Here is a 12,164-nt window from a genome sequence, read left to right as displayed (position 1 = left end):
CTTGTAACTATGTGTCAGGCTGGCCCGCGTATTTTGACTAAGCTTGTAGGGCACGGCTTACGTGGAGGGATTTATGGACGATCCAGTCGACAACAAACCACCGACTTTCTGGCAGATGCTGCACAGCGTAATGGCGGCGGCGTTCGGGGTGCAGAGCGGCAAGAACCGGGCAAGGGATTTCACCCATGGCAAGCCCGGCCATTTTGTGATGCTGGGCATTCTGTTCACGGCGGTGTTTGCATTGACGCTGTTTGCCATCGTCAAACTGGTGCTGCATTTCGCCGGGGTCTGACGCGGTCAGCGCATCAGGGTTTGCAAGGTGAACGGGTAGCGATACGACGGCGGTTGCCCCTTGGCCGAGAGCTTGCGGAAATTCACCCCGTAGTTCGGCAACTTGCCCATGGCCAGCATTTGTCGGGCGTGCGCTGCGTCGATCAACTGCAACAGGGGAATCTGCCGGTCACGACCGCCGTATTGATTCAACTCGACACCCTGTTCAACGTCATGCAACTCGACCAACGCCCAGCCACCCAAGGTGAAATGCCCGCCGACCAGCGCGCTCAGGCGCCCGTCGACCAATGCCTGCAAGGCTGCGGGTGACGTGTTGACGGCGCTGAACAGGGCATCTTTGCCGGGGACTTTGCCGGTCTCGGCATACGCACGCATTGCGCCAAACGCCATTTCATCATTCGCCGACCATACCAGCGACACCTTCGGATAACGCGCGAACAACTGTTTGGCCTGTTCGTAGGCACGCTCTTGCGTCCAGCCGCTATACACCAGTTGCCGCAGGCGTGTCTGTGGATGTTCGGCCAGCGCCCGCTGCATGCCGCGCTCACGCAATTGCGCCGAAGGGGTGACCTTCAGCCCCGAGAACGCCAACACTTCAATCGGCTCAGCGCCTGACGGCAAAGGATGCCGACGAATCAGCTCCTTCATCATCAGGTAACCGCCCTCCTCGTCGTTCGGCACCAGGCTGCCGATGCGATCGTCCCGCTTGCCAAGCAGCGCCTGCTGGTCAGGCGTCAGCGCAGCATTGACCATAAACAGCTTCACACCGCTGTTCTCGGCCAGACGCAGAATTTGCGGGGCAACGTATTGTTCGTTGACGAACACCAGGTACTCGGGACGATTCGGCCCCTGCAGCGCGAGGCGCGCCTGAGCCAGCGTCAGTTCGGGCTGGCGCTGTGAGTAGAGAATCTGCAGATCGATACCCAGATCATGGGCGGCGGCCTGCATGAATTGCGAATAGCTGACCCAGAAGGCTTCCTGCGTCGAACCCGGATTCAAAAACAGCACAGACTCTGCCCGCGCGCCCGCCTGGAACAGCGCGCCGCACAACAGGAGACTGATATGGAAAAGCTTGAACATGAAACATCCGGGCCCAAGGAAAAATGGCCGCGCATTATAGCCATCGATCCACCGGCTATTGATGCCTGATCCCGTTTTTGTCCGACAATTCGTCGGGTGCGGGCCCGGAGGGGTCGTTTACTGATGGCTGACCCAGAATACCGCTGTTCCTACTACGAGAATGATCAGGAACAAAATGGCCCACGCATCGACACTACTGTCGCTTTTTCTTGCCTTGGTCGGATTGCTCATTGCATCGCCTCTTGTCGGTTTTATCGGTGATTGCAGAAAGACTCGACCACAGTTAAGACGATGATTGTCCGCACGACAAATGTGGGTTAGTTGACAGCCATTCTCGTTAGGCGATTTGGTTCTTTACATATACTCAAACATCACTTTTGCGCATAACTGCAAACGGGTATATTGCCCCGGCTCCGTTAGGGAGTGCGCGGCCGTGCGCGCAGAATTGCAGAGGCACAATCGGACTCCAGCAAGCGAAAACGCAGTGCTACTCCGAATGGCCCAAGCCTGAGAACAGGACTTATATGTACGTATACGACGAGTACGATCAGCGGATCATCGAGGACCGCGTCAAGCAGTTCCGTGATCAGACCCGACGCTATCTGGCAGGTGAGCTGAGCGAAGAAGAATTCCGCCCCCTGCGCCTGCAAAATGGCCTGTACATCCAGCGCTTCGCGCCGATGTTGCGGGTGGCGGTGCCTTACGGCCAGCTGACTTCGCGTCAGACGCGCATGATGGCCAAGATTGCCCGCGATTACGACAAGGGCTACGCCCACATCAGTACGCGGCAGAACGTGCAGTTCAACTGGCCGGCGGTGGAAGACATCCCGGACATCCTCGCTGAACTGGCCACCGTGCAGATGCACGCGATCCAGACCAGCGGTAACTGCCTGCGCAACGTCACCACCGACCAGTTCGCCGGCGTCGCTGCCGACGAAGTGATCGACCCGCGCCCATGGTGCGAAATCGTCCGTCAGTGGACTACGTTCCACCCGGAATTCGCCTACCTGCCGCGCAAATTCAAAATCGCCGTCAACGGTTCGACCGCTGACCGTGCCGCCATTGAAGTTCACGACATCGGCCTTGAGCCGGTGCACAACGCCGCTGGCGAACTGGGTTTCCGTGTACTGGTCGGCGGCGGCCTCGGTCGTACGCCGGTGGTTGGCGCGTTCATCAACGAGTTCCTGCCGTGGCAGGACCTGTTGAGCTACCTCGACGCCATCCTGCGGGTCTACAACCGCTACGGCCGTCGCGACAACAAATACAAGGCGCGGATCAAGATCCTCGTCAAAGCCCTTACGCCTGAAGTGTTCGCGCAGAAAGTCGATGCGGAAATGGAACACCTGCGCGGTGGCCAGACCACATTGACCGACGCCGAACTGCAGCGCGTCGCCAAGCACTTCGTCGATCCGGACTACAAGGCGCTGGACAACCAGACCGCTCAGTTGGCCGAGCTTGACAAAGAACATCCGGGTTTCGCCCGCTGGCGCACCCGCAACACCCTGGCGCACAAGAAGCCGGGTTATGTCGCCGTGACCCTGTCGCTGAAGCCGACCGGCGTTGCGCCAGGCGACATCACCGACAAACAGCTTGATGCCGTCGCCGATCTGGCCGACCGCTACAGCTTCGGTCAACTGCGCACCTCGCACGAACAGAACATCATTCTGGCCGATGTCGAGCAAAGCCAGTTGTTCACCCTCTGGGGCGAACTGCGTGAAGGCGGTTTCGCCACGCCGAACATCGGCCTGCTGACCGACATCATCTGCTGCCCTGGCGGTGATTTCTGCTCGCTGGCCAACGCCAAGTCGATCCCGATTGCCGAGTCGATCCAGCGTCGCTTCGACGACCTCGACTACCTGTTCGACATTGGTGAGCTGGACCTGAACATCTCCGGTTGCATGAACGCGTGCGGTCACCACCACGTCGGCCACATCGGCATCCTCGGCGTCGACAAGAAAGGCGAAGAGTTCTATCAGGTCTCCCTCGGCGGCAGTGCCAGCCGTGATGCGAGCCTGGGCAAGATCCTCGGCCCGTCCTTCGCTCAGGAAGCCATGCCTGACGTGATCTCGAAGCTGATCGACGTGTACGTTGAACAACGTACCGAAGACGAACGCTTCATCGACACTTACCAGCGTATTGGCATCGACCTCTTCAAGGAACGCGTCTATGCAGCGAATCATTAAGAACAACGAGGTCGTCGACGAAACCTGGCACTTGCTGCCCAAGGATTTCAACATCGACGAGATCAGCAACTGCGACGATCTGATTGTTCCGCTGCAACTGTGGCGCGAACACAGCCGCATGCTCAAGGCTCGCGACGGCGGTCTGGGTGTGTGGCTGGACGCCGACGAAGAAGCCGAAGAAATCGGTGAAGACGTCGCCGAGTTTCAGGTAATCGCGCTGAATTTCCCGGCGTTCACTGACGGCCGCAACTACTCCAACGCCCGCCTGCTGCGTGACCGTTACGGTTTCAAAGGTGAACTGCGGGCGATTGGCGACGTGCTGCGCGATCAGTTGTTCTACATGCACCGCTGCGGTTTCGATGCCTTTGCCATCCGTGCGGATAAAGACCCGTACGAAGCGCTTGAAGGCCTCAAGGACTTCTCGGTGACGTATCAGGCTGCCACTGACGAACCGCTGCCGCTGTTCCGTCGCCGCTAAGTCTTTAGCTTTAGCGCGGACAAAAAAACGCCGGTCATGTGACCGGCGTTTTTTATGCCTGTTGGATTTACCAGAAGCGCTGCTGGGTCAAGCGACTCCACCAGCTCAGCAGCACACGGTCGACTGAACCGCTGGCGGCCATGCCAATGCGCTCTTGCAGGCTTTTGCGTTCGGCATAATGCAGGTGATAGACCTCGGCCTTTTTCGCCCGGTCTGCCAGATATTCATCGCTGGTCTTGAGTTCATCGACCAGTTGCTTATCCAGCGCCGCGACGCCGAGCCAGACTTCACCAGTAGCGACATCGTCAATCGCCAGTTGCGGGCGATAGCGGGCGACGAAATTCTTGAACAGTTGATGGGTGATGTCGAGGTCTTCCTGGAACTTCTCCCGGCCCTTCTCGGTGTTTTCGCCAAACACGGTCAGGGTGCGTTTGTACTCGCCGGCGGTGAGGACTTCAAAGTCGATGTCGTGCTTCTTCAGCAAGCGGTTGACGTTGGGCAACTGCGCCACCACGCCGATCGAGCCGAGAATCGCGAACGGCGCGCTGATGATCTTCTCGCCGATGCACGCCATCATGTAGCCGCCACTGGCCGCGACCTTGTCGATGCACACGGTCAACGGCACGCCGGCCTCGCGGATACGCGCCAGTTGCGACGACGCCAGGCCGTAGCTGTGGACCATGCCGCCACCGCTTTCCAGACGCAGGACCACTTCGTCCTTGGGTGTGGCGAGGGTCAGCAGCGCGGTGATTTCGTGGCGCAGGCTTTCAGTGGCCGAGGCCTTGATGTCGCCGTCGAAATCCAGCACGAATACACGGGATTTGACTTCAGCAGGTTGTTTCTTCTGCTTCTTCGCGCTTTTCTCGGACTTGGCCTCGCCTTTGCGCAAAGCCTTGAGCTGATCCTTGTCGAGCAAGGTCTGCTCCAACCGCTCACGCAGGCCCTTGTAGAAATCATTGAGTTTGCTGACCTGCAACTGCCCGGCAGATTTGCGCCGGCCTTTGCTGCGCAACGCAGCAAAACTGGCGAGCACTACCAGAATCGCTATCACCAACGTGACGGTCTTGGCCAGGAAGCTGGCGTATTCGGTGAAAAACTCCACAGAGACTCCTTAGAACAGTGCGTGGATGTGAAACACACGCGGGATGGTTCCAGCATACCCATGCGCCGGCTCATCGGCCAGCCGTGAAACCTCTGGCAACACCCCTGTAACGGGCATTTCAAACAAGCGTATGTTTTTTCATTGACAGCTACCCGTCATCCTCATAACCTCGCCACAACCTTCAACGTACCGGGATGACGCGGACGTGGGCAGCATCTACTTGATTCGACATGGCCAGGCCTCCTTTGGTGCAGACGACTATGACGTCCTGTCGCCGACCGGTGTGCGCCAGGCAGAAATCCTCGGTGAGCACCTTGCTGAACTGGGTATCAGCTTCGATCGCTGCCTCGCCGGTGACCTGCGTCGTCAGCAACACACGGCCACCAGCGCGATGGCGCAATTCGCCGCCAAAGGCTTGCCGATACCAACCCTGGAAACCGACTCCGCATTCAACGAGTTCGATGCCGACGCGGTTATCCGTGCCCTGCTCCCGGACATGCTGGCGGACGAGCCGGAAGCCCTCGACATCTTGCGCAACGCCGCGCAGAACCGTGGCGAATTCCAACGCATTTTCGCCCTGATCATCGAGCGCTGGCTGGCCGGCACTTACGACACGCCGGGGCTGGAAAGCTGGTTGGGTTTCGTCGAACGCGTTCAGGCCGGGCTGCAGCGGATTCTTGATCTGGCCGATAAAAACCAGAAAATCGCCGTGTTCACCTCCGGCGGCACCATCACCGCCCTGCTCCACCTCATTACACAAATGCCTGCCCGACAGGCCTTTGAACTGAACTGGCAAATCGTCAACACCTCGCTCAACCAACTGAAGTTTCGCGGTCGCGAGGTGGCTCTGGCCTCCTTCAACAGTCATGCACATCTGCAGCTGTTGAAGGCTCCGGAACTCATCACTTTCCGTTGAGTCCGGTTAGCTGTGAACCTTGCTGTAATCAACCAGCTCCTATTACCAAGAAAGGATCGAACCATGACCTCCGTAGCCGATGCCGTAAAAGCAATGCAAGCCAAGTTCAACCCAGCCGCTGCTGCCGGTCTGGATCTGGTCTTCGGTTTCAACATCACTGACGAAGACAAGCAGTACTCGCTGATCGTCAAAGACGGCACCTGCGATATCCAGGAAGGCGAAAACCCGGACGCCAACTGCACGCTGGTGCTGGACAGCGAAACCCTGAAAGGTATCGTCAGCGGCGAAACCGACGGCATGCAGGCTTTCATGGGCGGCAAGCTGCGCGTTGAAGGCGACATGATGCTGTCGATGAAACTGTCCGAGCTGTTCCCGTCGTAAGATCGCGTTCAGTGACACAAGAATCCCGCCTTCATGGCGGGATTTTTACATTCGGGCGCTGAGGTCTACTGTTTATGCTCAAAACCTGTGGGAGCGAGCTTGCTCGCGAAGGCATCAACTCAGTCGTCATCACCGTTGCCTGTCACATCGCATTCGCGAGCAAGCTCGCTCCCACATTTGATATAGGGTCGTCAGTGAACGAAGCGGCCAGTAGCTCCCGGGTATACGGGTGCTGCGCCGAATGAAACAGCGCATTTGTCTCGCCACGCTCCACCACTTCACCTTCCTTCATCACAATCAAGTCATGCGCCAACGCGCGCACCACCGCCAGATCGTGGCTGATGAACAGGTAAGTCAGGCCATGTTCTTGCTGCAAACGTCGCAACAACCCGACGATCTGCTTTTGCACCGTGCGATCCAGTGCCGACGTCGGCTCATCCAGCAGGATCAAGTCGGGCTTGAGCACCAGTGCCCGGGCAATGGCGATGCGTTGCCGCTGACCGCCGGAAAACTCGTGGGGATAGCGATGACGGGTGGCCGGATCGAGGCCCACTTCACGCAGCACATCAATCACCGCCCTCTCACGCTCGCCGATACTCAAATCGCTGTGCACCTGTAAACCTTCAGCGATGATCTGCTCTACGCACAAGCGTGGACTGAGGCTGCCAAACGGATCCTGAAACACCACTTGCAGACGTTTGCGTAGCGGCCGGAGTTGTTTGCCGCTCAAATGCTCCAGCGCCTCGCCTTGAAAGCGAATACTGCCTTGCGCGTCGAGCAAACGCAGAATCGCCTGGCCCAGCGTCGACTTGCCGGAACCGGATTCGCCGACAATCCCCAAGGTCTTGCCGCGCTGAAGATTCAAGTCGATGCCGTTGACCGCGTGCAAGTACGACTTCGCGCGCAGCCATCCGCCGCCCAAACGGAAGCGCACATTGAGATCACGCACCTCCAGCAAATCCTCAGCGGGTTCCCGACACAACGCCTCGCCCCCCGGCTCGGCGTTGAGCAACTCAATGCTGTAAGGATGCTGCGGCGCACTGAACAACCGTTCACAGGGCGCCTGCTCGACTATCAATCCGCCACGCATGACCGCCACCCGCTGAGCAATATTGCGCACCAGATTCAGATCATGACTGATGATCAACAACGCCATGCCCAGCCGCTCTTGCAGTTCTTTGAGCAGCAACAAAATCTTGCGTTGCACGGTCACGTCCAGCGCCGTGGTCGGCTCATCGGCGATCAGCAACTGCGGCTCGCAGGCCAGCGCCATGGCGATCATCACCCGTTGTCGCTGACCGCCCGACAGCTGATGCGGATAGGCCTTGAGCCGTTCGCGGGGGCGCTGAATACCCACCAGTTCGAGCAACTGCACAATTCGCTGACGCGCCGCCGTCCCGGCCAGCCCTTTGTGCAGCGCAAGGCTTTCACCCAGTTGCCGCTCAATCGTGTGCAAAGGGTTCAGCGAACTCATCGGCTCCTGAAAAATCATCGCAATGCGGTTGCCACGCAATTGCCGCAAGTAGCGTTCATGCACGCCAAGCAACTCTTCGCCGGCATAGCGGATGCTGCCGTCAATCTGCGTGATGGCCGGGTCAAGCAATTGCAGAATGCTGTGCGCCGTCACCGATTTGCCCGAGCCGGATTCCCCGACCAGCGCCAGGCACTCGCCGGGGCGGATATCGAGGTCGATGCCGTGCACCACAGATTGGCCATTGAAGGCGACGCGCAAGTCACGTATTTCGATCAGATGTTCTGGCATATCAAGTCCTCGGATCAAACGCATCGCGGCAGGCTTCGCCGATAAATACCAGTAGCGAAAGAATCAGCGCCAAGGCAAAGAATGCGGTCAGGCCAAGCCACGGCGCTTGCAAATTGCTTTTGCCCTGGGCGATCAACTCGCCCAGCGAAGCGCTGCCGGCCGGCATGCCGAAACCGAGAAAATCCAGCGCCGACAAGGTCGCAATCGCGCCGGTGAGAATGAACGGCAGGTAGGTCAGCGTTGCGCTCATGGCATTGGGCAGGATGTGCCGAACGATCACTTGCGCATCGCCGACACCCAGCGCCCGCGCCGCTTTCACATACTCCAGACCGCGACTGCGCAGGAACTCGGCCCGCACCACATCGACCAGGCTCAGCCAGGAAAACAGCGCCATGATCCCCAGCAACCACCAGAAATTCGGCTCGACAAATCCGGACAGAATGATCAGCAGGTACAACACCGGCAGCCCCGACCACACTTCCAGCACGCGCTGACCGATCAGGTCGACCCACCCACCGTAGTAGCCCTGCAACGCCCCGGCGGCGATGCCGATCAGCGCACTCGCCGCGGTCAGCGCCAAGGCAAACAACAGCGACACGCGCGTGCCGAAAATCACCCGCGCCAGCACGTCGCGCGCCTGATCATCGGTGCCCAGCCAGTTGTCGCCACTGGGCGGACTCGGTGCCGGCTCCGTGAGGTCGTAATTGACCGTGTCGAACGCGAACGGGATCGGCGCAAACCACATTCGCCCGCCCTGCCCCTCGATCAACTGCCGCACCTGAGCACTGCGATAGTCCGGTTGAAACGGCAGTTCACCGCCGAAGTCCTGCTCGGTGTAGCGCTTGAACGCCGGGAAATACCAGTCGCCCTGATACGTCACCAGCAGCGGTTTGTCATTGGCCACCAGTTCACCGCCGAGGCTCAGGCCGAACAGCGCAAGAAACAGCCACAACGACCACCAGCCGCGCCGATGCGCCTTGAAGCGCGCCCAGCGACGCTGACCGATTGGAGATAACGTCAGCATCAGGCAGCCCTCGCGGTGAAGTCGATGCGCGGGTCGACCAGCGTGTAACAAAGGTCGCCGAGCAGTTTTATCAGCAGGCCGAACAAGGTGAAGATGAACAGCGAGCCGAACACCACCGGGTAATCGCGCGCGACCGCCGCTTCGTAACTGAGACGACCGAGACCATCGAGGGAAAAGATCACTTCGATCAGCAGCGAACCGCCGAAAAACACCGTCACCAAGGCTTGCGGCAAACCGGCGACGACCAGCAGCATCGCGTTGCGAAACACATGGCCGTACAACACCTGCCGTTGACTCAGTCCCTTGGCCCGCGCTGTGACCACGTACAGCCGTGAGATCTCGTTGAGAAAACTGTTCTTGGTGAGGATCGTCAACGTGGCGAAACCGCCGATGACCAAGGCAATCACCGGCAACACCAAGTGCCAGAAATAGTCGGCCACCTTGGCCCACGACGACAGCTCGGCGAAGTTGTCCGAGACCAGTCCGCGCACCGGAAACCAGTCCAGCGCCGTGCCGCCGGCAAACACCACGATCAGCAACAGCGCGAAGAGAAACCCTGGTAGCGCGTAGCCGATGATGATCGCCACACTGCTCCAGACATCGAACGCCGAACCGTTGTGCACGGCTTTGCGAATGCCCAGCGGTATCGACACCAGATAGGTGATCAGCGTCGCCCACACACCCAACGACAACGTCACTGGCAACTTCTGCCAGATCAGTTCGGTGACGCTGGCACCGCGAAAGAAACTCTGACCGAAATCCAGTCGCGCATAGCTTTTGAGCATCAGCCACAAGCGCTCGCTGGCGGGTTTGTCGAAGCCGTACTGACGCTCGATATCGGCCACCAGTTTCGGGTCCAGTCCTCGGGTCGCGCGGGATTCGCCACCAACAGTTTCGACATGGCTGGAACCCACCGCCGCGCCGACGCCAATGCCCTGCAAGCGCGCAATGGCCTGCTCCACCGGGCCACCGGGCGCGGCTTGCACGATAACGAAATTGACCAGCAGGATCGCCAGCAAGGTCGGCACGATCAGCAGCAGACGCCGCAGGCTATAACCCCACATGGCTGAACTCCTTGTGCATCTGCGCTGACGTCAGTGCAGTCGGGCTGATTTCCCACCAGGTGTCGAGACCGGCGTCGTACAGCGGGGCAATCGCCGGTCGGCCGAAACGGTTCCACCAAACCGTGGAGATCCCCGGCGGGTAATAGTTGGGCACCCAGTAGTAGCCCCACTGCAACACCCGATCCAGTGCATGAGCATGGCGCAGCAGACTCTGGCGATTGTCGGCCTGCACCAGCCCTTCGAGCAGTGCATCGACGGCTGGATCACGCAGCACCATGTAATTGTTCGAGCCGGGATCAGCGGCGCCGTCGGAGCCGAAGTAATTGAACATCTCGCGCCCCGGCGCCTGACTCACCGGGTAACCGGCGACGATCATGTCGTAATCGCGATTGCGCACGCGGTTGGTGTATTGCGCGGTGTCGACCTGACGAATATCGAAGCCGATGCCGATCTGCGCCAAGTTGCGTTTGAACGGCAATAACAGCCGTTCGAAACCTTTCTGGCCATTGAGAAACGTGAAGTGCAGAGGCTCGCCATTGGCGTTCACCAACTGATCGCCCTGAGGTTTCCAGCCAGCGGCCTCCAGCAGTTTCAGTGCCTGCAATTGTTCAGCGCGGATGTTGCCACTGCCGTCGGTTTTCGGTGCTTCAAACACCGTGGTGAACACTTCATCGGGAATCTGTCCACGCAACGGCTCAAGAATCTTCAACTCTTCGGCATCCGGCAACGCGGTGGCCGCCAGGGCGCTGTGGGAGAAGAAACTGTGCTGGCGCAGGTACATGCCGCGCATCATCTGCCGGTTGGTCCATTCGAAATCCCAGAGCATGGCGATCGCCTGGCGCACGCGACGATCCTGAAACGTCGGTTTCTGCAGGTTGAAGACAAAGCCCTGCGCGCCTTGAGCAGCACCGGGCGCAAGATGTTCACGGAGCAATTTGCCTTGTTCCAGCGCGGGCCCGGCGTAACCGATGGTGAAGCTGGTGGCGGAGAATTCACGGTTGTAATCAAAGCCGCCGGCCTTGAGCACTTGCCGCGACACGTCGGTGTCGGCGAAGAACTCCACGCTTAACTGATCAAAGTTGTACAAGCCCCGAGTGATCGGCAGATCCCTGGCCCACCAATCCTGCACCCGCTGGAATTTCACGCTGCGCCCGGCATCCACCGCGCTGATGCGATACGGGCCACTGCCCGGCGGAATCTCGAAACCGCCACCCTCGGCGAAATCACGTGTCCGCCACCAATGTTCGGGCAGCACCGGCAGTGTCGCCAGGTCCAGCGGCAAGGTGCGGCTGTCGTTGTTCTTGAAGAGGAAGCGCACCTGCGTCGGCGACTCCACGACGACTTCAGCGACATCGCGAAACTGCTGGCGGTATTTGAGGCTGCCCTGGGTGATGAACAGGTTGAAGGTGTAGCGCACGTCTTGGGCAGTGATCGGCGTGCCGTCGTCGAAACGTGCCTTTGGGTTCAGGTAGAAGCGTATCCAGCGGCGATCCGGATCGAGCTCCATCTGCTGCGCCACCAGACCATAGACGCTGTAGGGTTCGTCCTTGCTGCGATAGGCCAGTGGCGCGTAGAGCCAGCCATCGATATCGGCCACGCCAGTGCCTTTGTCGGTGTAAGGAATCAGGTGATCGAACGGGCCGCTCTCCAGCGAAGACCGGCGCAGGCTGCCGCCCTTCGGTGCATCGGGGTTGGCGTAGGCCAGGTGCTGGAAGTCGGGGGCGTATTTGGGAGGTTCGCCGTACACGGTTAACCCCGGTTGCGGGGCGGCCCAGCTGAACGGAGTCAAAAGCGCGAAAGCGCTGAATAAAATGAGCCTGGAGAACATGGGCAGATCCTTTTACACGGTGTCGCTGACGGCCTCTTCGCGAGCAAGCTCGCTC

The 12,164-nt window shown here is 59.4% G+C and carries 11 protein-coding genes; 5 read left to right on the top strand and 6 right to left on the bottom strand.

The window, feature by feature from the left end; genetic code table 11:
- Positions 1 to 73: 73 nt before the first annotated feature.
- The gene (locus ACRRSD_RS27485; protein ID WP_134177529.1) at positions 74 to 292 is read left to right on the top strand and encodes a DUF2970 domain-containing protein; all 219 of its coding nucleotides are present in this window, start codon (positions 74 to 76) and stop codon (positions 290 to 292) included.
- Positions 293 to 297: 5 nt separating this feature from the next.
- Here the strand turns inward: ACRRSD_RS27485 and ACRRSD_RS27480 are convergent, their stop codons facing one another.
- Positions 298 to 1,371, bottom strand: coding sequence for an ABC transporter substrate-binding protein (locus ACRRSD_RS27480; RefSeq protein ID WP_435036387.1), 1,074 nt, complete (start codon positions 1,369 to 1,371; stop codon positions 298 to 300).
- A gap of 524 nt (positions 1,372 to 1,895) precedes the next feature.
- Here ACRRSD_RS27480 and ACRRSD_RS27475 point away from each other — a divergent pair.
- Together ACRRSD_RS27475 and ACRRSD_RS27470 are read left to right on the top strand one after the other, a co-directional pair.
- On the top strand, positions 1,896 to 3,554 hold the full coding sequence (locus ACRRSD_RS27475) for a nitrite/sulfite reductase (protein WP_007912574.1): 1,659 nt from the start codon (positions 1,896 to 1,898) through the stop codon (positions 3,552 to 3,554).
- Positions 3,538 to 4,032, top strand: a complete 495-nt coding sequence (locus tag ACRRSD_RS27470; RefSeq protein WP_038368934.1) for a DUF934 domain-containing protein — start codon at positions 3,538 to 3,540, stop codon at positions 4,030 to 4,032. The genes ACRRSD_RS27475 and ACRRSD_RS27470 overlap by 17 nt, the downstream gene beginning before the upstream one ends.
- Positions 4,033 to 4,099: 67 nt before the next feature.
- On the opposite strand, the gene sohB is transcribed toward ACRRSD_RS27470, so the two are convergent.
- Positions 4,100 to 5,134: a protease SohB gene (sohB, locus tag ACRRSD_RS27465; RefSeq protein ID WP_435036386.1), complete on the bottom strand. Its 1,035-nt coding sequence runs from the start codon at positions 5,132 to 5,134 to the stop codon at positions 4,100 to 4,102.
- A 205-nt stretch (positions 5,135 to 5,339) separates the two neighbouring features.
- Between sohB and ACRRSD_RS27460 the strand changes: the two genes are divergently transcribed.
- Positions 5,340 to 6,050: a histidine phosphatase family protein gene (locus ACRRSD_RS27460; protein WP_435036385.1), complete on the top strand. Its 711-nt coding sequence runs from the start codon at positions 5,340 to 5,342 to the stop codon at positions 6,048 to 6,050.
- Positions 6,051 to 6,113: 63 nt separating this feature from the next.
- Positions 6,114 to 6,431, top strand: a complete 318-nt coding sequence (locus ACRRSD_RS27455) for an SCP2 sterol-binding domain-containing protein (RefSeq protein ID WP_007912567.1) — start codon at positions 6,114 to 6,116, stop codon at positions 6,429 to 6,431.
- Between the two features lie 142 nt (positions 6,432 to 6,573).
- Here the strand turns inward: ACRRSD_RS27455 and ACRRSD_RS27450 are convergent, their stop codons facing one another.
- Genes ACRRSD_RS27450 through ACRRSD_RS27435 form a run of 4 tightly spaced genes read right to left on the bottom strand, consistent with a single transcriptional unit; the run spans position 6,574 to position 12,109 of the window.
- A complete protein-coding gene (locus ACRRSD_RS27450) occupies positions 6,574 to 8,193 on the bottom strand; it encodes an ABC transporter ATP-binding protein (protein ID WP_435036384.1) in 1,620 nt (539 codons plus the stop codon).
- A gap of 1 nt (position 8,194) precedes the next feature.
- On the bottom strand, positions 8,195 to 9,217 hold the full coding sequence (locus ACRRSD_RS27445) for an ABC transporter permease (RefSeq protein WP_435036383.1): 1,023 nt from the start codon (positions 9,215 to 9,217) through the stop codon (positions 8,195 to 8,197).
- The gene (locus ACRRSD_RS27440; protein ID WP_435036382.1) at positions 9,217 to 10,281 is read right to left on the bottom strand and encodes a microcin C ABC transporter permease YejB; all 1,065 of its coding nucleotides are present in this window, start codon (positions 10,279 to 10,281) and stop codon (positions 9,217 to 9,219) included. The genes ACRRSD_RS27445 and ACRRSD_RS27440 overlap by 1 nt, the downstream gene beginning before the upstream one ends.
- Positions 10,268 to 12,109, bottom strand: a complete 1,842-nt coding sequence (locus tag ACRRSD_RS27435; RefSeq protein WP_435036381.1) for an extracellular solute-binding protein — start codon at positions 12,107 to 12,109, stop codon at positions 10,268 to 10,270. Before ACRRSD_RS27435 ends, ACRRSD_RS27440 begins: the two co-directional genes overlap by 14 nt.
- Between the last annotated feature and the right edge of the window lie 55 nt (positions 12,110 to 12,164).

Origin of the sequence: Pseudomonas neuropathica (genome assembly GCF_051174785.1) — a bacterium.
GTDB classification, from domain to species: Bacteria; Pseudomonadota; Gammaproteobacteria; order Pseudomonadales; family Pseudomonadaceae; genus Aquipseudomonas; species Aquipseudomonas neuropathica_A.
Note: the sequence above shows the minus strand (reverse complement) of the source record. Positions and strands in the feature narration are given on the sequence as shown.

Excerpts from the sequence above, each read along its gene's own strand:
- ACRRSD_RS27485 (WP_134177529.1), top strand. The coding sequence starts at position 74 with ATGGACGATCCAGTCGACAACAAACCACCGACTTTCTGGCAGATGCTG.
- ACRRSD_RS27480 (WP_435036387.1), bottom strand. The coding sequence starts at position 1,371 with ATGTTCAAGCTTTTCCATATCAGTCTCCTGTTGTGCGGCGCGCTGTTC.
- ACRRSD_RS27475 (WP_007912574.1), top strand. The coding sequence starts at position 1,896 with ATGTACGTATACGACGAGTACGATCAGCGGATCATCGAGGACCGCGTC.
- ACRRSD_RS27470 (WP_038368934.1), top strand. The coding sequence starts at position 3,538 with ATGCAGCGAATCATTAAGAACAACGAGGTCGTCGACGAAACCTGGCAC.
- ACRRSD_RS27455 (WP_007912567.1), top strand. The coding sequence starts at position 6,114 with ATGACCTCCGTAGCCGATGCCGTAAAAGCAATGCAAGCCAAGTTCAAC.
- ACRRSD_RS27450 (WP_435036384.1), bottom strand. The coding sequence starts at position 8,193 with ATGCCAGAACATCTGATCGAAATACGTGACTTGCGCGTCGCCTTCAAT.
- ACRRSD_RS27445 (WP_435036383.1), bottom strand. The coding sequence starts at position 9,217 with ATGCTGACGTTATCTCCAATCGGTCAGCGTCGCTGGGCGCGCTTCAAG.
- ACRRSD_RS27440 (WP_435036382.1), bottom strand. The coding sequence starts at position 10,281 with ATGTGGGGTTATAGCCTGCGGCGTCTGCTGCTGATCGTGCCGACCTTG.
- ACRRSD_RS27435 (WP_435036381.1), bottom strand. The coding sequence starts at position 12,109 with ATGTTCTCCAGGCTCATTTTATTCAGCGCTTTCGCGCTTTTGACTCCG.